Source organism: Acidimicrobiales bacterium, assembly GCA_016794585.1.
GTDB lineage: Bacteria > Actinomycetota > Acidimicrobiia > Acidimicrobiales > DATDAH01 > JAEUJM01.
Window position 1 is genome coordinate 245,586 of record JAEUJM010000001.1, and the last position, 18,765, is coordinate 264,350.

The 18,765-nt window shown below is 72.5% G+C and carries 18 protein-coding genes; 12 read left to right on the forward strand and 6 right to left on the reverse strand.

Annotated elements, in window-relative coordinates:
* Positions 1-10: 10 nt before the first annotated feature.
* Complete coding sequence (locus JNK12_01035; protein ID MBL8774476.1) at positions 11-850, reverse strand: phosphatase PAP2 family protein; 840 nt, start codon at positions 848-850, stop codon at positions 11-13.
* Positions 847-1,857, reverse strand: a complete 1,011-nt coding sequence (locus JNK12_01040) for a flippase-like domain-containing protein (protein ID MBL8774477.1) — start codon at positions 1,855-1,857, stop codon at positions 847-849. Before JNK12_01040 ends, JNK12_01035 begins: the two co-directional genes overlap by 4 nt.
* A gap of 124 nt (positions 1,858-1,981) precedes the next feature.
* Between JNK12_01040 and JNK12_01045 the strand changes: the two genes are divergently transcribed.
* The 4 genes from JNK12_01045 (at position 1,982) to JNK12_01060 (ending at position 7,530) form a co-directional block, all read left to right on the forward strand.
* The gene (locus JNK12_01045) at positions 1,982-2,893 is read left to right on the forward strand and encodes a hypothetical protein (GenBank protein ID MBL8774478.1); all 912 of its coding nucleotides are present in this window, start codon (positions 1,982-1,984) and stop codon (positions 2,891-2,893) included.
* Between the two features lie 77 nt (positions 2,894-2,970).
* A complete protein-coding gene (locus JNK12_01050) occupies positions 2,971-3,786 on the forward strand; it encodes an alpha/beta hydrolase (protein ID MBL8774479.1) in 816 nt (271 codons plus the stop codon).
* Positions 3,783-5,411, forward strand: coding sequence for an acetolactate synthase (locus tag JNK12_01055; protein ID MBL8774480.1), 1,629 nt, complete (start codon positions 3,783-3,785; stop codon positions 5,409-5,411). Before JNK12_01050 ends, JNK12_01055 begins: the two co-directional genes overlap by 4 nt.
* Positions 5,412-5,751: 340 nt before the next feature.
* Positions 5,752-7,530: a CehA/McbA family metallohydrolase gene (locus JNK12_01060; GenBank protein MBL8774481.1), complete on the forward strand. Its 1,779-nt coding sequence runs from the start codon at positions 5,752-5,754 to the stop codon at positions 7,528-7,530.
* Here JNK12_01060 and JNK12_01065 read toward each other — a convergent pair.
* Positions 7,527-7,910, reverse strand: a complete 384-nt coding sequence (locus JNK12_01065) for a thioesterase (GenBank protein MBL8774482.1) — start codon at positions 7,908-7,910, stop codon at positions 7,527-7,529. The two genes, JNK12_01060 and JNK12_01065, sit on opposite strands and share 4 nt — an antisense overlap.
* Here JNK12_01065 and JNK12_01070 point away from each other — a divergent pair.
* The 3 genes from JNK12_01070 (at position 7,899) to JNK12_01080 (ending at position 12,143) form a co-directional block, all read left to right on the forward strand.
* Positions 7,899-9,350, forward strand: a complete 1,452-nt coding sequence (locus JNK12_01070) for a TldD/PmbA family protein (GenBank protein ID MBL8774483.1) — start codon at positions 7,899-7,901, stop codon at positions 9,348-9,350. The two genes, JNK12_01065 and JNK12_01070, sit on opposite strands and share 12 nt — an antisense overlap.
* Positions 9,351-9,435: 85 nt before the next feature.
* On the forward strand, positions 9,436-10,794 hold the full coding sequence (locus tag JNK12_01075; GenBank protein MBL8774484.1) for a TldD/PmbA family protein: 1,359 nt from the start codon (positions 9,436-9,438) through the stop codon (positions 10,792-10,794).
* Positions 10,791-12,143 carry a TldD/PmbA family protein gene (locus JNK12_01080; protein ID MBL8774485.1) on the forward strand — a complete coding sequence of 451 codons (1,353 nt, stop codon included), beginning with the start codon at positions 10,791-10,793 and terminating at the stop codon, positions 12,141-12,143. The genes JNK12_01075 and JNK12_01080 overlap by 4 nt, the downstream gene beginning before the upstream one ends.
* A gap of 21 nt (positions 12,144-12,164) precedes the next feature.
* Here JNK12_01080 and JNK12_01085 read toward each other — a convergent pair whose 3' ends face one another.
* Entirely contained in the window at positions 12,165-12,782 is a 618-nt protein-coding gene (locus JNK12_01085; protein ID MBL8774486.1) for a hypothetical protein, read from the reverse strand.
* A gap of 138 nt (positions 12,783-12,920) precedes the next feature.
* Here JNK12_01085 and JNK12_01090 point away from each other — a divergent pair, with 138 nt between their 5' ends.
* On the forward strand, positions 12,921-13,712 hold the full coding sequence (locus JNK12_01090; GenBank protein MBL8774487.1) for a DUF2510 domain-containing protein: 792 nt from the start codon (positions 12,921-12,923) through the stop codon (positions 13,710-13,712).
* Between the two features lie 4 nt (positions 13,713-13,716).
* Here the strand turns inward: JNK12_01090 and JNK12_01095 are convergent, their stop codons facing one another.
* Positions 13,717-14,562 (reverse strand): S-methyl-5'-thioadenosine phosphorylase, encoded by an 846-nt coding sequence (locus tag JNK12_01095; GenBank protein ID MBL8774488.1) that lies wholly within the window; start codon positions 14,560-14,562, stop codon positions 13,717-13,719.
* Between the two features lie 15 nt (positions 14,563-14,577).
* Complete coding sequence (locus tag JNK12_01100) at positions 14,578-14,913, reverse strand: FmdB family transcriptional regulator (protein ID MBL8774489.1); 336 nt, start codon at positions 14,911-14,913, stop codon at positions 14,578-14,580.
* A 95-nt stretch (positions 14,914-15,008) separates the two neighbouring features.
* Between JNK12_01100 and plsY the strand changes: the two genes are divergently transcribed.
* Genes plsY through moaA form a run of 4 tightly spaced genes read left to right on the forward strand, consistent with a single transcriptional unit; the run spans position 15,009 to position 18,758 of the window.
* Positions 15,009-15,632: a glycerol-3-phosphate 1-O-acyltransferase PlsY gene (gene plsY / locus JNK12_01105; protein MBL8774490.1), complete on the forward strand. Its 624-nt coding sequence runs from the start codon at positions 15,009-15,011 to the stop codon at positions 15,630-15,632.
* Positions 15,629-16,528: a UTP--glucose-1-phosphate uridylyltransferase GalU gene (gene galU, locus JNK12_01110; protein ID MBL8774491.1), complete on the forward strand. Its 900-nt coding sequence runs from the start codon at positions 15,629-15,631 to the stop codon at positions 16,526-16,528. Before plsY ends, galU begins: the two co-directional genes overlap by 4 nt.
* A gap of 2 nt (positions 16,529-16,530) precedes the next feature.
* Positions 16,531-17,760 (forward strand): molybdopterin molybdotransferase MoeA, encoded by a 1,230-nt coding sequence (locus tag JNK12_01115; GenBank protein ID MBL8774492.1) that lies wholly within the window; start codon positions 16,531-16,533, stop codon positions 17,758-17,760.
* Entirely contained in the window at positions 17,760-18,758 is a 999-nt protein-coding gene (moaA, locus tag JNK12_01120; protein ID MBL8774493.1) for a GTP 3',8-cyclase MoaA, read from the forward strand. The genes JNK12_01115 and moaA overlap by 1 nt, the downstream gene beginning before the upstream one ends.
* Positions 18,759-18,765 lie beyond the last annotated feature (7 nt).

Here is an 18,765-nt window from a genome sequence, read left to right on the forward strand (position 1 = left end):
GCCCTGCACGCTACACGGGGCGCTCGGCATCCACGATGGCGGGGGCCGGCCGGCGCTGCTCGCGGCGCCGGTCGTTGAAGCGGGTCAGGCCCGAGCCCAGCAGGTACCCGACGGCCAGGATGAGCGCCCCGCCGACAGCGTCGAGCCAGTAGTGGTTGGCGGTGACCATGATGGCGAACAGGGTGAGCCACGGGTAGGCCGCGACCAGCACCTTGGCGACGGGCGACTTCACGTAGCGGTAGAGCACGAGGAAGCACCACATGGACCAGGCGAAGTGCAGGCTGGGCATGGCCGCGAACTGGTTGGACACCTTCTGCATGGCCCCCGAGTCGAACGACCACAGGCCGCCGAACTGGGCCAGCGAGTCCACGAAGCCGAAGTCGGCGCACGCCCCGTAGGGCCCGCAGCTGTCGAGCAGGCGCGGTGGCATGAGGGGGAAGAGGCTGAAGCCGATCAGCGCGAGGCCGGTGGTGAAGGCGAGGGTGTTGCGCCACAGCGGGTACCGGGCGGGGAAGCGGCGGTACGTGAACACCATGGCGAAGATGGTCACGAGGAAGTGGAAGGTGCCGTAGAAGACGTTCCAGAACTGCATGAAGAGCTTGTTGGAGATGAAGAGGTCCTGGATGCCCTCCTCGTGGTACAGGCCCACGGCCCGCTCGATGGCGATGACCGTCTCGGCGTTGTTGAAGGCGTGCTCGATGCCCACGCTGGCCGACCCGAACCGGTTCCGGATGAACGAGTAGACGAAGTAGAAGCCGAGGACGTACAGGCCCTCGCGCCACCAGCGCAGGCCGATGCGGTCGCGGACGGCCTGGCTCTCGGCGGCGGAGGCGGCCGTGGTCTCGCTCACGTGGCCGCCCCCACCCGCGCGCCGCGACGGCGGGACTTGGGGCCACCGAAGGCGAACGACGGCGCACCGGCCAGGCTGGCGACGAGCGTCAGCAGGTAGAGGAGCAGGCCGAAGGCGATGGCGCTGTGGGCGGGGACGCCGAGCGGCTGGAGGAAGAGCACGAAGGCGCCCTCGCGGATGCCGAGGCCCGAGATGCCGATGGGCAGGACCTGGGCGATGAGCACCGCGGGCAGGAACACCAGCAGCGCGGTGAAGCCGACCTCGTTGCCGATGCCGATGGCGTAGGACGCCATGAGGGCGGCGCACACGAGCACGAGCTGGTAGCCGAAGGCCGCGAGCAGGACGTGGGCGGCGGCGCCGGGCTGGCGTCGGAGGCGGTCGAGGCCGAGGTGCACCGAGCCGGCGAAGCGTCGCCAGCCGTCGCGGTCCGCGAAGCGGCCCCCCACGTGTTGGTTGCCCACGGCGACGAGGAGGATCACGAGGCCCACCAGGGTGCCCACGGCGACGGCGAGTGCCACCCTGGTGGCGGCGCCGAGGTCGCGGAGGCCGGGGTTGAGGAGCAGCCCCACCATGGTGATGACCGGCAGCACCACCCAGCCGGTGAGGCGCTCGAGCACCACCGAGGCGAAGGTGCCGGGGCTCTCGCCGTTCTCGCGGGACAGCCTCGACACGCGCACGACGTCGCCCCCGATGGTGCTGGGCAGCGCGTTCGAGACGAACTGTCCGGCGAAGTAGTACCGCACGAGGTGGGCGAGAGGGCCCTCCAGGCCGAGGGCGTGGAGCACCTGTTGCCACCGCACCGCCGACATGACGATCGAGGCGAAGGTCAAGGTGACCGCGCCCGCGAGCCAGGCGAAGGTGGCCGGGGTGGGGTCGGGGACCAGCTCGTGGAGGCTGAAGTCGGGGATGCGCGAGAAGAGGAAGGCCAACATGGCGATGCTGGCCAGGATCCGCACGGGCATCACCCAGCGGCGCTGCTTCGGTTTGGGGTCGTCCTCGTCCAACACTTCGCCACCGGTCCTCGTCAACCCCACTGCGGTAACGCGAAAGTGTACGTCCGGGGCGGCCCCGCCGACCCTCAAGCGCGCGTGGCTCGTCGCCGATGGGGCCATGACCGGAGGAGGTCGCCGGATGAGGCGCAGGACGATCGTGCTGGGACTGGGGGCGGCGTTGGCGCTGTCGGCGACCGCGTGCGGCGCCGGCGTCGAGGCCCGACCGGGCGAGGAGGCCGCGCCCGTGGCGACGACCGCGACGGCGCCACCGACCGACGACGGGTCCTCTCCCACCACCACGGGGCCCCTCCCGGCCGACCTGGGGGATGCCGAGCCCGTGGCGCTTCTGGCCGACACCGTCGAGCGCACTGGCGCAGTCGAGAGCGGCCGATACGAGCTCGTCGTCACCTACGACACGGGAGCGGTCGGCGCCGAACCGGTTGCGCCCATCCGCGCCACCGGCGAGTTCACCGATCAGGGCCGGTCGGTGCGCCTGGTGATGGACCTCGGGCCAGGGATCGCTCCGCTCGAGGAGGTCGTGGTGGACGGGATCGCCTTTGTCACGACCGACGGGGTGGGCTGTCGTCAACTTGATCTCGACGATGCGCTCGACTCGTTCGGCGGAGCGGGCGGCGGTGCCATGGATCCCAGCAGCTTCGTCGCCCAACTGCGGGCCATCGACGGGGACGTGGAGGAAGTCGGTGCCCATGACGTGCGCGGGGTGGCCACGACTCGCTACGCCGCGTCGTACACGCTTCGTGATGCCATCGGCGTGATGCCGGAGGCGCAGGCCGACGCGCTCGAGCAGATGTACGCCGAGCTACCGCGGTCATTCCTGGAGGCGGAGCAAGCGGTCGACGTGTTCGTCGACCGCGACGGCCTCGTGCGCCGCATGCAGGTCGCCACCACCGCCATGGACGTCGACGGCATCGAGGTGCCAGCCATGACCACGATCATGGACTGGTTCGACTTCGGAGTCGACGTGACGATCACTGCGCCGGCGGAGTGCGATCCGGTCCCGACGGGGTTCCAGGTGGTTCCCGTGGACTGAATCGCCCCTAGCGAACCCTCCTACACTTCCCCGCGAGCCACGATCGCTCGACCGGGAGGCTGGCTGTGGACGTACGCATGATCACGGTGGGGGAGGTGACGCTCGCGGTCGCCGAGTCCGGCCAGGGCGGGCACCCGTTCCTCCTCCTGCACGGCTTCACCGGGGCCAAGGAGGACTTCACCCCCTGGCTCGACACCCTCGCCGCCCGCGGGTACCACGCGGTCGCCCCCGACCACCGGGGCCACGGCGACAGCTCCAAGCCCGCCGACGAGGCCGCCTACTCGCTCGAGCAGTTCGCCGCCGACGCGCTGGCCCTCGTCGACGCCCTGGGATGGGACCGCTTCCACCTGCTCGGCCACTCGATGGGCGGCATGATCGCCCAGCACGTGGCCCTCGCCGCCCCCGAGCGCATCGAGTCCTTGGTGCTGATGGACACCGGCCACGGCACCGTCGAGCTCGACGCCGAGCTGGCGGCGTGGGGGCTCACCCTCGTGCGCACCGAGGGCATCGACGCCCTCGCCGACGTGCTCACCCAGATCGAGGGGCCGCTCTACACCGACGCCTACCAGCGGCTGATCGACGCCAACCCCGACCACGCCGCCTTCGGCGAGCGCAAGCTGCGGGCCTCGTCCGCGGCCATGTACGCGGCCATGGGCACCGAGCTGATGTCGGACCACGACCGCCTCGACGACATCCGGTCCTTCGCCATGCCCACCCTCGTGTTGGTGGGCGAGGAGGACCTCCCCTTCATCGCCCCGTCGCAACGCCTCGCCGAGGCCATCGGCCCCGCCCGCCTCGAGGTGGTGCCCGCCGCCGGCCACTCCCCGCAGTTCGAGAACCCCGAGGTGTGGGAGAAGTTCCTCTTCGCCTTCCTCGACGAGCAGGGGGCATGAAGGGCCACGGCGGCGAGCTCGCCCTCGGCGCCCTCACGCCTTACGGGGTCGACACCCTCTTCACCCTCTCCGGCGGGCACATCTTCCCGCTCTACGACGCCGCGGTGAAGGCCGGCGACGTGCGCATCCTCGACGTCCGCCACGAGCAGACGGCCACCTTCGCCGCCGAGGGTGTGGCCAAGCTCACCCGCAAGCCGGGTGTCGCCGTGCTGACCGCGGGCCCCGGTGTCACCAACGGGGTCTCGGCGGTCACCACCGCCATGTTCAACGGGTCGCCCCTCGTCGTGCTGGGCGGGCGCGCCCCCCAGGCCCGCTGGGGCGCCGGCTCGTTGCAGGAGTTCGACCACGTGCCGGTGCTGGCGCCCATCACCAAGCACGCCGCGACCATCACCGACACCGCGTCCATGGGGCGCGACGTCCACGACGCCGTGGTCACCGCGCTCACACCGCACCAGGGTCCCGTGTTCCTCGACCTCCCCCTCGACGTCGTGTTCGGCGAGGGCGAGGGCGAGGTGCCCGACGCCGTCGTCCCGGCCGGCATCGAGCCCGATCCGGCCGACGTGGCCAAGGCCGCCGCGCTGATCGCCTCGGCCGAGCGGCCTGCGGTCATCGCCGGCAGCGACGTGTACTGGGGCGGCGCCTGGGACGCGCTGCGGGCCTTCGTCGAGGGCCTGCGGGTGCCCACCTTCGTGAACGGGCTGGGGCGGGGCTGCCTGCCGGCGGACCACGAGTTGGCCTTCAGTCGCACCCGGGGCCTGCTCAAGGCCGAGGCCGACGTCGTGGTCGTGATCGGCACGCCGCTGGACTTCCGCATCTCGTTCGGGTCGTTCGGCGACGCCGAGGTGGTCCACGTGGTCGACTCGCCCGAGGGCCGGGCCACCCACGTGCAGGCGGCGGTGTCCCCCGCAGGCGACCTCACCACCATCCTCACCGCCTTCGCCGACTGGTCGAGCGCGGCCGGCGCCGGCGGCGTCGCGAACCACGAGCCGTGGATCGCCCGCCTGCGCGACGCCGAGGACGCCGCCCTGGCGCAGGACGCGCCGCTGCTGGCGGCCGATGTCGGGCCGATCAAGCCGACCCGCATCTACGGCGAGCTGCGCGCCCGCCTGGACCGCGACGCCGTCGTGGTCTGCGACGGCGGCGACTTCGTCTCCTACGCCGGCAAGTACATCGACTCGTACGAGCCCGGCTGCTGGATGGACCCCGGCCCCTACGGCTGTCTCGGCACCGGCATGGGCTACGCCATCGCCGCCCGAGTCACCCACCCGGACCGCCAAGTGGTCGTGTTGCTCGGCGACGGCGCGGCGGGTTTCTCGCTGATGGACGTCGACACCCTCGTGCGCCACGAGCTGCCGGTCGTCATGGTCATGGGCAACAACGGCATCTGGGGCCTCGAGAAGCACCCGATGCAGATGCTCTACGGCTACGACGTCGCCGCCGACCTCCAGCCGGGCTGTCGGTACGACCAGGTCGTCACCGCCCTCGGCGGCGCCGGCGAGGTGGTCGAGCGGGCCGAGGACATCGGGCCGGCCCTCGACCGCGCCTTCGCTGCCGGCGTGCCGTACCTGGTCAACGTGCTGACGGACCCGGCCGACCAGTACCCCCGCACCTCGAACCTGGGGTAGCGGCGGGCGCGCTTCTGGTCTCCGCCACTTCACGCGCTGTGGCGGCGAGGTCGCAAAGGCGCGAGGACGGAGGCGAGGGCCTCGCCGGTCTCGGTCCCTGGTGCCCACCAGGTCGTGCGCTGACGAATACTCACCGTCTGCGGTCAGATCGACGCGAGATTCGATAGTCGAGGCAATAGCGCGCGCCTAGCGCGCGCTATTGCCTCGGGTTCGGTGGCGGAGGACGTGACCGGCACGAAGGGTGAGATCGAGACACGGCCGGCCTCGCTCTTCGCGGGTTTTCGCCGCTGCACGGCTGGCTCGAGTCGGGGGAGGGCCCAAAGGGCGCGAGACTCGCCGCATGACGCGGGGGCGCACGACGGTCGGGCTCGTCGCGGTCCTGTGCGTCGCCGCGATGGGACGGGCCGGGGCGGAGGCGCCGGCCTGCGCCGCCGCCGGCGATCCGGTCGTGCTCACCGGCGAACTGCCGGTGAGCGCCGCCGAGACCTACACGCTGCTCCCGGTGGACGTCGCCGAGGGGACGACCCGGGTGGAGGTGGGCTACGAGTGGGAGGACGTCGAGCCCGGCGCCGGCGGCGACACCCGGTCGGTGCTCGACCTGGGGATCTGGGACGCCGACGGCACCTCGGGTCCCGAGGCCTTCCGGGGGTGGTCGGGCAGCCGTCAGGGGCTCACCGCCCGCGGCCAGGACCCGGTCTTCATCACGGCCGCCGAGGCCGAGCGGGGGTACGTCCCCGGGCCGATCGAGCCCGGAACGTGGCACGTCGAGCTCGGCGCCGGCTTCATCGCCCCGGGTGGGGTGGCGTACGAGGTCACCGTCACCTGTACCGACGCCGACGAGGGGCCGCCCGTGGTGCGCGACCCCGTCGACCCGGAGGCGGTGATCGACGACGGGGACGCCTGGTACGCCGGCGACTTCCACCTGCACGCCTTCCACTCGAACCCGGAGGGCCCCGCCGGCCAGGAGATGGTCGACTTCGCACGGGCCGCGGGCCTCGACTTCGTCCCGGTCACCGAGTACGTCACGCCGGCGCACTGGACCGAGCTGGGCGCCACCCAGCGGGCCAACCCCGACGTGTTGCTCTGGCCCGGCCGCGAAGTCATCACCTACGGCGGCCACGCCATCGTGCTCGGTGAGACGCCGGGCGAGATCGAGTACCGGGTCGGCCACGACGGGACCACGTTGGGCGAGATCCAGCGGGGCACCTTCGCCGATGGCGCCCTGTTCGGCCTCGCGCACCCGACGATCTTCCCGGGTGAGGGCGGCGAGGAGCTGTGCCGGGGATGCGAGTTCACCCTGGAGGACCAGATCGACCTCGACCGGGTGGACACCTACGAGGTCGTGAACACCGGCGCTCTGCTCGACGGCGACTTCGAGCCGGTGGGCCCCGGCGAGGGGGGCTTCGCCAACCCGTTCGTGCAGACGTCGGTCGATGAATGGGAGTCCTACCTGCTGGCGGGTCACCGCATCACCGCGGTGTCGGGCTCGGACGACAAGGAGGGCGACCACTACGGCGCCACCGCTACCCAGGTCTACGCCGAGCAGCTGTCGCGGCCGGCTCTCATCGATGCGATCGAAGCGGGCCACGCCTACGTCCAGGCCCGGGGGGTGGCCGACAGCCCCACCCTCGTGCTCACCGCCACCGCCCCGGACGGCACGACCGCCATGTTCGGCGACACCCTCGTGGCCGACACCGCCGAGGTCACGCTGACGGTCCGCAACGGCGACGGTCAGTCCCTGCGGGTGCTGCGCAACGGCGAGGAGGTCGATGTCGTGCCCATCGACGACCAGGTCTTCGACCACACCTTCACCGCCGATCGCACCGCCGACGAGGGTCCACTGGGCACCTTCTGGGGCATCGAGACCTTCGACGCCGAGTCCCTCACGACCATCGCCAACCCGGTCTTCCTCGCCGATCGGCCGGCGAGGGTCACCGACCGCCCGGCGCCGGCCCGGGTCGCCGCGGGACCGAGCGGCATCGTCGAGCCCGCCGCGGAGCAGCCCGCCGAGGCCGGTTCGTCGACCTGGTGGATCCCGGTCGTCGTGGTGGCGGGGGTGGGGGTCCTGGTCGGTGCCGGTCTCGTCGTCCGGCGCCGGCGACGCGAGCGAACGAGCTAGGAGCCGTTGGCCTTCTCGAGGAAGCGGTCGGTGTCGACGATGACCCGGGTGATCTTGCCGGCGGCGACGAGGCCGCGGGCGTCGTTGACCGACACCGTGAAGGTGACCCGCCGGCCGGCCATGCTCTCGAGCGTCGCCTCGCAGGAGACGGTCTGACCCACGGGGGTGGGGGCGAGATGGTCGAGCTGCACCCGCATGCCCACCGTCGTGGTGCCCGGGGCGAGGTCGTCCTCGACCGCCTTGACCGAGGTCTCCTCGCACAGCGCCACCACTCGCGGGGTGGCCAGGACGGGCACCGTGCCCGATCCGATGGCGAGAGCCGTGTCGGCGTCGGTGACGGTCAGCTCCACCTCGGCGGACAGTCCCGGATGCAGAGGCACGCCGGTACGATAAGCAGCCCTTTACCGCCAGGGCCAGTGGAGGCACACGTGCTCGACGAAGCAGTGATCCAACGGACGCTCGGAGCCGCGCTCCGCACGGGCGGCGAATGGGCGGAGATCTTCGTGGAGGACAAGCGCTCGTCGTCGGCGGTGCTCGACGACGGCAAGGTGGAAGAGCTCACGAGCGGGCGTGACCGCGGCGCCGGCATCCGCGTGGTCGTGGGTGAGACCACCGGGTTCGCCCACACCGCCGATCTCAGCGAGGACGGCCTGCGCACGGCTGCCGAGGCCGCCGCGGCGGCGGCCCGGGGCGGCTCGGGCGGCACCGAGGTCGTCGACCTCACCCGCCACACCGCCCCCCGCCCCAACGACGTGTCCGTGGCGCCCGAGGACGTCGCCAAGGCCACCAAGGTCGAGCTGCTCACCCGCGCCGACCAGGTCGCCCGCTCGCAGGGCTCGGCCATCACCCAGGTCATGGCCCGCTACGGCGACAGCCGCCGCAAGATCCTCATCGCCAACAGCGACGGACTGCTCACGGGCGACGACCAGGTGAAGACCCTCTTCTCGGTCTCCTGCGTGGCCTTCGGCGACACCGGCATGCAGACCGGCCGGGAGAGTATCGGCCACACGATCGGCTTCGAGCTCTTCGACCAGTACGACGTCGAGGACCTCGCCCGCCGCGCCGCCGAGCGGGCCCTCACCAAGCTGAACGCCAAGCCTGCCCCCAGCGGCACCCTGCCCGTCGTCATCGGCAAGGGCGGCGGCGGCGTGCTCTTCCACGAGGCCTGCGGCCACGGTCTCGAGGCCGACCTCGTGGGCAAGAGCGCCAGCGCCTTCAAGGGCAAGGTCGGCGAGCAGGTGGCCAGCCCGCTCATCACCCTGGTGGACGACGGCACCATCGCCGGCGAGTGGGGGTGCTTCGCGGTCGATGACGAGGGTCGCCCCGCCCAGCGCAACACGCTGATCGAGGACGGCGTGCTCACCGACTACATGTGGGACTTCCTCCGGGCCCGTAAGGAGGGGCGCCTCAGCTCGGGCAACGGCCGGCGCCAGAGCTACCAGCACCTGCCCATGGTGCGGATGACCAACACCGTCATCACCAACGGCGACACCGAGCCCGACGACATCATCGCCGGCACCGACAAGGGCGTGTACGTGGCCCAGCTCGGCGGCGGCCAGGTCAACACCGCCACCGGCGACTTCGTGTTCGGGATGACCGAGGCCTACCTGATCGAGGACGGCAAGGTCACCGACCCCATCCGCGAGGGCAACCTCATCGGCAACGGCCCCGAGGTGCTCACCCGCATCGACGCCCTCGGCAACGACTTCGCCATGGGCTCGCCGGGCATGTGCGGCAAGGACGGCCAGGGTGTGCCCGTCGGCGACGGCGTGCCCACCCTGCGGGTCACCGCCCTCACCGTCGGCGGCACCGCGGCATGAGGCCGACGGAGGGGGCCGGGGCCCGAGCGGCCCGCCGCCCGAGTGGCCGAACGGGAAGTGGGCGCAGTCGCCAGGAGCGGGACACATGACGGCCGGGGGCGGCTCCGAGCTGCTGGAGGTCGGCGACCGGGTCGTCGCCCTCGCCCAGGGGGGCGAGCAGGTCGAGGCGGTGGTCCTGCGCTCGAGCGACACCGAGGTCCGGGTCTACGAGGGCGAGATCGAGTCCTTCTCGTCGGCCCAGTCCCAAGGCGTCGGCGTGCGGGTCATCGTCGACGGCCGCCAGGGCTTCGCCTACGCCGGAACCCTGGACGACGACGTGCTGGCGGAGACGGTGGCCGAGGCGCGGGACAACGCCGCCTTCGGCGAGCCCGACGAGTTCAACGGCCTGGCCGAGCCCGACGGGGTGGCCGTGGCCGAACTGAACCTCTACCGCGAGGGCCTGCTCTCGGTCCCGACCGACGACAAGATCTCGTTGGCCCAGCAGCTCGAGGCCGTGGTCAAGGCCGCCGACGCCCGCATCACCGGCGTCGAGTCGGCCGAGTACGTCGACTCCGTCGGCGACATGGCGGTGGTCACCAGCACCGGCATCCGCACCAGCGGGCGCGAGACGGCCTGCTACGTCGCGGCCTACGTCCTCGCCGAAGAGGACGGCGACACCCAGACGGGCTTCGGCTTCTCGGTGGGTCGCGAGCCGTCCGACCTCGACGTGGCCAAGGCCGCGGCCGACGCCGCCGACCGGGCCACCCGCCTGCTCGGCGCCACCAAGCCCGCCAGCGGTCGGGTCACGGTCGTCTTCGACCCGTACGTCACCGCGCAGTTCCTCGCCATCCTCGGCTCCACCCTCAGCGGCGAGGCCGTGCTGAAGGGCCGGTCGCTCTTCGCCGACCGCATCGGCGAGACCGTCGGCGCCTCCCAGCTCACCCTGGTGGACGACCCCACCGATCCCCGGGCCTTCACCGCGGGCGAGACCGACGGCGAGGGCCTCGCCACCCGCCGCAACGTCCTCATCGAGGACGGCACGCTGCGCCAGTTCGTGCACAACACCTACACGGGCCGGCGCTCGGGGACGGCGTCCACGGGCTCGGCCATCCGGGGCGGCTTCAAGAGCACGCCCGGTGCCGGCTGCCAGGCCGTCTCCCTGCTCCCCGGTGACCTCAGCCAGGAGGCGCTCATCGCCCAGGTGGGCGACGGCATCCTCGTGCAGTCGGTCTCCGGCCTGCACTCGGGCGTCAACCCGGTGAGCGGTGACTTCTCCACCGGCGCCGAGGGCCTGCGCATCGCCGGCGGTGCGGTGGGCGAGCCCCTGCGCGAGTTCACCATCGCCTCCACCATCCAGAAGATGCTGGGCGACGTGGTCGCCGTCGGCGCCGACCTCGAGTGGCTGCCCATGAGCGCCGCCGGCGTCAGCCTCGTCATCGGCGACGTCACCATCTCCGGAGCGTGAGGGACGAGACTGACGAACTGCTCGCGCTGGCGCGGTCGGTGGTCGACCAGGCCCAGGCCGGCGAGCAGCTCGAGTGCATCGTGGCCCGCCGCCGAGGCACCTCGGTGAAGGCCTACGGCGGCGAGGTCGAGTCGTTCACCTCCGCCGAGTCGTTCGGGCTCGGCATCCGCATCATCCGCGACCAGCGCCAGGGCTTCGCCCATGCCGGCTCACTCGCCCCCGACGTCGTGGCCGACACACTGACCGAGGCCCGGGACAACGTGGCCTTCGGCGAGCCCGACGAGTGGAACGGCCTGGCCGAGCCCGACGGCGTCGAGGCCGTCGAGCAGGATCTGTGGCACCCGGCGCTGTTCGACCTCGCCCCCGAGGCGAAGGTCGACCTGGCCCTCGAGCTCGAGCGCCGGGTCACGGGCCTCGACCCCCGGGTGCGCTCCGTGCGCAGCGCGGGCTACGCCGACGGGTCGGGGGCGGCGGCGGTGGCTTCCACCACCGGCGTCGCCGTGGCCGGACGCAGCACCAGCTGCAGCGTCTCCGCGTCGGCCCTGGCGACCGACGGCGACGAGACCCAGATCGGCGGCGGCGTGGACGTCGGCCGTGAGCCGGGCGAGCTCGACCTCGCCCAGGTGGCCGCCGACGCCGTCGACCGCGCCACCCGGATGCTGGGGGCCTCGCCCACCGAGTCCCAGCGCCTCACCGTGGTGTTCGACCCCCGCACCGCCGCCACCCTGCTCGCCATCGCCGGCGGCACGCTGACCGGCGAGCGGGTCCTGAAGGGCCGCTCGCCCTTCGCCGACCGGATGGGCGAGGCCATCGCCGCACCGGTGCTCACCCTGGTCGACGACCCGACCGACGCCCGGTCGATGGCCGCCGACCCCCACGACGGCGAGGGCCTGGCCTGTCGGCGCAACGTCCTCATCGCCGCCGGTGTCCTCGACCACTTCCTGCACAACAGCTACACCGGCCGACGAGCGGGGGCGGCCTCGACCGGCTCGGGCGTGCGGGGCGCCCGCAGTACCCCGGGCGTCGGGTGCCAGGCGCTGTCGGTGCTCCCCGGCGACCGCAGCCCCGACGAGCTGATCGCCGGCATCGACCGCGGCGTCCTGGTGCAGTCTCTCAGCGGCGTGCACTCCGGGGTGAACGCCGTGAGCGGGGACTTCTCGGTGGGCGTCGAGGGCCTGCTCATCCGCGACGGCGCGCTGGCCGAGCCGGTGCGCGAGGTGACCCTGGGCTCCACGCTCCAGCGCCTGCTGCTCGGCGTGACCGCTGTGGGCAACGACCTCGAGTGGCTCCCCGGTGGCACCGGCAGCGCCACCCTGGTCGTCGACGACGTGTCCCTCGGCGGCCGCTGAACCCGTCGATCGCCGGCACCCTCAGCCGGGTGCGGCCAAGGCCAGCGTCACCGTGGCCTGGGTGAGGGCGGTGGCGACCGCCGGGGCGTCGCTCACGCGCACCGCCACCGTCGTCGTGGCGTCGCCGGCATCGACCACGGTGGCGGCGTCGGCCACCACCTCGCTGGTGCCGTCGGGGGCGGTGGCGAGCACGTCGACGACGTCGCCGGTGCGCACCCGTAGTGCCGCCGGCCCCGCGGGCACGGCCATGGCCCGTGTGCCGTCGGGCAGGAGGGCGGCCACCCCGTGCACCCCGTCAGGGGCAAGCCGCTCGGCCAGGAGCACCTCACCGGGGTAGAGCGGGCCCAGGGCGGTCCGCCCGTCCGGCACCGACGAGAGTGCCCCCTCGGGAACGAAGGCCCGTGGCACCTGTTCGACGCGCACGTCGCCGGTGTCGACCGACTCGCCGGTGTCGACCGGGCCGTCGACCACGACCACGGGTCGAAGGCCGCCGTAGCGGGCCGCGGCGGCCTCAGCCCGCGCGGTCAGTCCGCCGACGAGCAGGGCCGCGGCGGCGGCCGCCAGCACGGTGGTGCACCAGTAGACGAGCGGGCGTCGGCGCAGGGCCAGGCGCGACAGGAGCAGGGACTGGTGGCGCACGGGCGCCTCCTCACGTCGGGGTCCGGAGGACCGCGGTCGGTGAGGGGAAGTGCGCAGAGATTACGGGGCCACGAGCCCGGAGACCAGGGGTCGCGGTGGGTACCATCCCGCCGTGCGAGCCACGACCCCGATGCACCGATGACCGCCGCAGGGTGGCACCCGGACCCCGGCGGCCGCCACCAGTTCCGCTGGTGGGACGGCGCCTCGTGGACCGATCAAGTGGCCGACGGCAACACGGTCGGCACCGACCCCTTGCCTCCTGCGCCCGGCGCCCCCGTCGTGGCGGCAGCCGCGGCCGCCGCCAAGGCCCCGACGCCGCGGTCCACACAGGCCGACGCCATCCTCGACCGCACCCACCTGCGGTTCTTCTCCGGCGGCGGGGGCAGCACCCCTCCGGACTGGTGGGCGGTCCGGGACGCCGCAGGGGAGAAGGTGGCCCGGGTCTGGCGACGCGCCAACCGGGCCACGATGTGGGGCCTGGACGACGGAGCCGTCATGGGGGCGGTCACCCGTCTCGGTCGCCGGCAACCCGGCAAGCGCAGCGGCGACGTGGCCTTCGGCCGCAACGTGATGGGGATCGATCTGACCGACCACCTCGGCAAGGTCTGGGCCACTCGGGCGACCTTCACGGCCGCGCTCGACCTCACGTGGACCTTCGCGGTCGAGGGGGAGAAGCTGCTGAAGGTGAAGGTGGACGTGGCCAACTTCAGCGGATCGTTCCAGTCCGCCGTGCTGATCGACCGCGCCACCAAGCAGGAGATCGGGAGGATCACCGAGGAGCACGCCGAGGGCCGTTGGGGTCAGGACGACTACCGGTCGTGGTTGTGCGTCGACCGTGCGCCCGGCCTCGTCGACCCGATGCGCAGCCTCGTCCTGTCGGTGCCCCTGGCCTTGCAGACCTACCTGTTCCGGCTGGGCGACAACCGGTAGGGGATCAGGGCTCGATGGCCGGGGGCCCTTCGGGCTCGATGCCGTTGGGGCCGGCGGCGCAGTCGCAGCCGATGGTGGTGGGGACCCGACCGATGGCCTCGAAGAGCAGGCCCCGCACCTTGTCGAGGTTGTCGTCGAAGAACTTGAAGATCTCCTCCTGGGTGACGGGCTCGATGCCCTCCACCCCCTCCAGGCCGGTGTCGTAGTCGGTGATGAGGGCCACGGAGGCGTAGCAGAGGCCGAGCTCGCGGGCGAGGGCGGCCTCGGGGTACTGGGTCATGTTGATGACCTCCCACCCGGCCGAGCGGAACCACCGCGACTCGGACTTGGTGGAGAAGCGGGGACCCTGGATCACCACGACGGTGCCGCCCTCGTGCATCGTGATGCCCTGGTCCCGTCCGGCCTGGAGGGCGACGGCGGCCAGCTCCGGGCAGTAGGGGTCGGCCATCGACACGTGGTTGGCCGTCGGGCCCTCGAAGAAGGTGTCGGCGCGGCCGCTCGTGCGGTCGACGAACTGGTCGGGCACGACGAACTCGCCCGGGTGGATGTGGGGCTGCAACGACCCCGAGGCGCACGGGGCCAGGATGCGGGTGACGCCGAGCGCCCGCATCGCCCACAGGTTGGCCCGGTAGTTGATGCGATGGGGGGGGAACTGGTGGTTCGTCCCGTGGCGGGCGAGGAACGCGATGCGCCGCTCCCCGATGGTGCCGAGGTGGAACGGCGCCGACGGGCGCCCGTAGGGCGTGTCGACCTCGACCTCGGTGATGTCGTCGAGGAAGGAGTAGAACCCCGACCCCCCGAACACGCCGATCTCCGCCTGTGCTGCCGCTGTGTCGCTCACGGGCGACAGGTTAGGGGACCCGGCTCAGTCCTTGGCCGACGAGGAGGCGGTGGGCGCCGCCTTGTCCGTCTTCGCCTCGGTCTTCTTCTCGGCCTTCGGCTCGGGCTTGGTCTCGCTCTTGGCCTCGGACTTCTCACTCGAGGAGCTGCTCGAGGACTTCGTGCCCGACTTGCCGTTGCCGCTGCGGCTGTCGGTCTTGTAGAAGCCGCTGCCCTTGAAGGCGATGCCGGGAGCGGCGAAGACCTTGCGCAGGGCCTTCTTCTTGCAGTTCGGGCACTTGGTCAGGGGATCGTCCGTGAAGGACTGGACGACCTCGAGATCCTCGCCGCACTCTCGGCAGCGGTACTGGTAGGTGGGCATTCGTCGGCCTCCGCCGCGGGTTAGCACTCGAACCTTGCGAGTGCCAGCGTACCGGGCCGCCCGCCCGCCCCCAAAGACGGCCCTACGATGCCCGGGTGGACGCGTCCGCCCTGCTGGTCGTGCCCTCGTATCTGGTGGGCACGTTCCCCACCGGCCTGCTGGTCGGGCGCCGGGCGGGCCACGACCCGACCGCCGAGGGCTCGGGCAACCCCGGCGCCACCAACGTGGCGCGGGTGGCGGGCCGCAACGCCGGCGTGGTGGTGCTGCTCGTGGACCTCTTGAAAGGCGCGCTCCCGGCGGCCGTGGGCCTCGCGGTCGGCGGGACCCTCCTCGGCCTGGCCTGCGGCGCCGCCGCCGTGCTCGGCCACGTCGCCCCGGTGACCCGGCACTTCCGGGGCGGCAAGGGCGTGGCCACCGCCAGCGGGATGGTCATCGTGGTGTACCCGTTGCTGAGCCTCGCGGTCGGCGCGGTGTTCGTGACGACCGCACTAGTGGCGCGGCGGGTGTCGGTCGCGTCGATCGCCATGGCCCTCGCCCTCCCCGTCGTGCTGGCCCTCGGAGGGCGTCCACCCGCCGAGGTCGCGGTGGCCGCTGGTGTTTCGCTCTGCGTGATCGCCCGCCACCATGAGAACATCACCAGGCTCCGGCACGGCCAGGAGCCCGCGTTCCGCCTGTCCCGCGCCCCGAGCCACCCGAGCCCCCCGAGAGACGAGCCATGACCCACGCCTCCCCCACGGTCAAGAAGGCCGTGATCCCCGCCGCCGGCCTCGGCACCCGCTTCCTGCCGGCCACCAAGGCCCAGCCCAAGGAGATGCTGCCGATCATCGACCGGCCCGCCATCCAGTACGTGGTGGAGGAGGCGGTGCGGGCCGGCATCGACGACATCCTCATCATCACCGGACGGGGCAAGCGGGCCATCGAGGACCACTTCGACCGCAACTTCGAGCTGGAGTACTACCTCGAGCAGAAAGGCAAGACGGAGGACGTGGCCGACATCCGCGAGCTCGCCGAGCTGGCCGACATCCACTACGTCCGCCAGGGCGAGCCCCTCGGCCTCGGCCACGCCGTGGCGGTGGCTCGCAAACACGTGGGGGACAACCCATTCGTCGTCATGTTGGGCGACGACATCATGGACGAGCGCTCCCAGGTCCTCGAGGGGATGATCGGGGTCTACGAGCAGCGTCAGCGCTCGGTGGTGGCCTTGAAGGAGTTCCCCATCGAGGAGATCTCCTCGTACGGGTGTGCCCGGCCCGAGCCGGTCGAGGGCGACGACGGCCTCGTGCAGATCCTCGACATCGTCGAGAAGCCGGCCCCCGAGGTGGCCCCGTCCACCCTCGCGGTGATGGGTCGCTACGTCTTCACCCCCGCCATCTTCGACTGCCTCGACCGGGTCGAGCCCGGCGTGGGCGGCGAGATCCAGCTGACCGACGCCATCGCCCTCCTCCTCGCCGAGGAGGACGTCTTCGGCTACGTGTTCGACGAGGGCCGCTACGACATCGGCCAGAAGCTCGACTACCTGCGGGCCACGGTCGAGCTCGCCGTCGACCGCGACGACCTCGGCGCCGACTTCCGGGCGTTCCTCGCCGACTTCGTCGAGCGCGAGAAGATCGTCTAGCCGTGCTGCCCCTCGACGAGGCCCGCGAGTTCGTGCTCGCCGGCTGCACCGTCGGCCACCCCAAGGCGATCCCCCTCGCCGACGCCCTCGGCCTCGTCACCTCGGTCGACATCGACGCCGCCGAGGCGGTGCCTCCGTTCGACAACACCGCCATGGACGGCTTCGCGGTCCGGGCGGCGGACACCGCGGGCGCCACGGCCGACGCCCCTGCCCGCCTGGCCGTCGTGGGCACCCTGGCCGCCGGCGCGCCCCCGGACCTCACGGTGGGCCCGGGCCAGGCGGTGCGCATCATGACCGGCGCGCCCCTCCCGGCGGGCGCCGACGCGGTCGTGATGGTCGAGCGCACGACCCTCTCCGACGACGGCGCCACCGTGGCCGTCACCGTGGCCGTCGAGGTCGGGAACCACCTGCGGCGCGCCGGGGACGACCTCCAGGCGGGCCAGCAGGTGTTCCCCGCCGGCACCGCGCTCACGCCCGCCCACCTCGGGGTGCTCGCCAGCGTCGGGGTCCGCCGCGTCCCCGTCCACCCCCGGCCGCGGGTGGGGGTGGTGTCCACGGGCGACGAGCTCGTCGACGGCCCCGAGCCGCTCGGCCCGGGCCAGATCCGCGACTCCAACCGGCGCATGCTGCTGGCCCTGGTGGCCCGGGCGGACTGCGTGCCCGTGGACCTCGGCCGGATCGCCGACGACGAGGACGCCATCGCCGCCGCGTTCGAGGCCGGTGCCGCCGAGTGCGACGCCCTCATCTCCAGTGGCGGCGTGAGCATGGGCGACTTCGACTTCGTGAAGGTGGTCCTCGACCGCCTCGGGGACATGCGCTGGATGCAGGTGGCCATCAAGCCGGCCAAGCCGCTGGCCTTCGGCACCATCGCCGGCACACCGGTGTTCGGGCTGCCGGGCAACCCGGTGTCGTCGCTCGTGTCGTTCGAGCTGTTCGCCCGACCCGGCCTCCGCAAGATGATGGGGCACACGGAGCTCGACCGGACCCGCCTCACCGCCGTGGCCGACGACGACCTGCGCCGGCGCCCCGACGGCAAGACCCACTTCGCCCGGGTCGTCGCCACCTACGAGGACGGGGCGTTCCACGTCCGCCCGACCGGCGGCCAGGGCTCGCACCAGCTGGCGGCCACCGCGGCCGCCAACGCCCTCGCCGTGCTCCGTGACGGCGACGGGGTCGCCGCCGGTGGCAACGTCGAGATCGTGCCGCTGGGGGACCTCGGTACCCTGGGCTGATGCCGGGGGAGCTGGTCGACACGTTCGGGCGCGTGCATCGCGACCTGCGCATCTCCGTGACCGACCGCTGCAACTTCCGCTGCACCTACTGCATGCCCGAGGAGGGCATGGTCTGGCAGCCCCGAGACGAGCTGCTCACGTTCGAGGAGATCGAGCGGGTCGCCCGCGTGCTGGTCGAGCGCCACGGCTTCGACAGCATCCGCCTCACCGGGGGCGAGCCGACGGTCCGGGCCCACCTGCCGGTACTGGTCGCGAAGCTCTCCGCACTCGCCGCGGACCTGGCCCTGACCACCAACGGGGCCACGCTCGCGGCCATGGCCGACGATCTCGCGGCGGCCGGTCTTCGCCGCATCAACATCTCCATCGACTCCCTGCGGGCGGACCGCTTCGAGGCACTCACCCGGCGCGACGAGCTGGACCGGGTGCTCGCCGGGATCGACGCCGCCGTGGCCGCCGGGCTCGCGCCGGTGAAGTTGAACGTCGTGATGATCCGGGGCGTCAACGACGACGAGGCCGTCGACTTCGCCACCTTCGGTCGAGAGCGCGGCGTCACCGTCCGCTTCATCGAGTTCATGCCCCTCGACGCCGGCCAGGGCTGGCACGGCGACCAGGTGGTCCCGCAGGCCGAGATCGTGGCCGCCATCGACGCCGTCTATCCGCTCGAGCCGGTGGCGCGCGGCAGCCAGCCGGCCGAGCGCTTCCGCTACCGCGACGGCGGCGGGGAGGGCGGGGGCGCAGAGATCGGTGTGATCCCGAGCGTCACCCAGCCGTTCTGCGACTCGTGCGACCGCATCCGACTCACCGCCGACGGCCAGCTGCGCAACTGCCTGTTCGCGGTGGACGAGTTCGACCTGCGCGCCGTGATCCGCTCAGGCGGCTCCGACGACGACCTGTCGGCGGTGCTCCAGCAGGCGGTGACCGCCAAGTGGGCGGGTCACGCGATCGGCAAGGTGCATTTCATCCGCCCCCGGCGCTCGATGAGCCAGATCGGCGGGTAGCCGGCGA

Bases quoted from the DNA above. Each gene is read 5' to 3' on its own strand.
- JNK12_01050 (MBL8774479.1), top strand. From the start codon at position 2,971: ATGATCACGGTGGGGGAGGTGACGCTCGCGGTCGCCGAGTCCGGCCAG.
- JNK12_01060 (MBL8774481.1), top strand. From the start codon at position 5,752: ATGACGCGGGGGCGCACGACGGTCGGGCTCGTCGCGGTCCTGTGCGTC.
- JNK12_01075 (MBL8774484.1), top strand. From the start codon at position 9,436: ATGACGGCCGGGGGCGGCTCCGAGCTGCTGGAGGTCGGCGACCGGGTC.
- JNK12_01055 (MBL8774480.1), top strand. From the start codon at position 3,783: ATGAAGGGCCACGGCGGCGAGCTCGCCCTCGGCGCCCTCACGCCTTAC.
- galU (MBL8774491.1), top strand. From the start codon at position 15,629: ATGACCCACGCCTCCCCCACGGTCAAGAAGGCCGTGATCCCCGCCGCC.
- moaA (MBL8774493.1), top strand. From the start codon at position 17,760: ATGCCGGGGGAGCTGGTCGACACGTTCGGGCGCGTGCATCGCGACCTG.
- JNK12_01045 (MBL8774478.1), top strand. From the start codon at position 1,982: ATGAGGCGCAGGACGATCGTGCTGGGACTGGGGGCGGCGTTGGCGCTG.
- JNK12_01070 (MBL8774483.1), top strand. From the start codon at position 7,899: ATGCAGAGGCACGCCGGTACGATAAGCAGCCCTTTACCGCCAGGGCCA.
- JNK12_01090 (MBL8774487.1), top strand. From the start codon at position 12,921: ATGACCGCCGCAGGGTGGCACCCGGACCCCGGCGGCCGCCACCAGTTC.
- JNK12_01100 (MBL8774489.1), bottom strand. From the start codon at position 14,913: ATGCCCACCTACCAGTACCGCTGCCGAGAGTGCGGCGAGGATCTCGAG.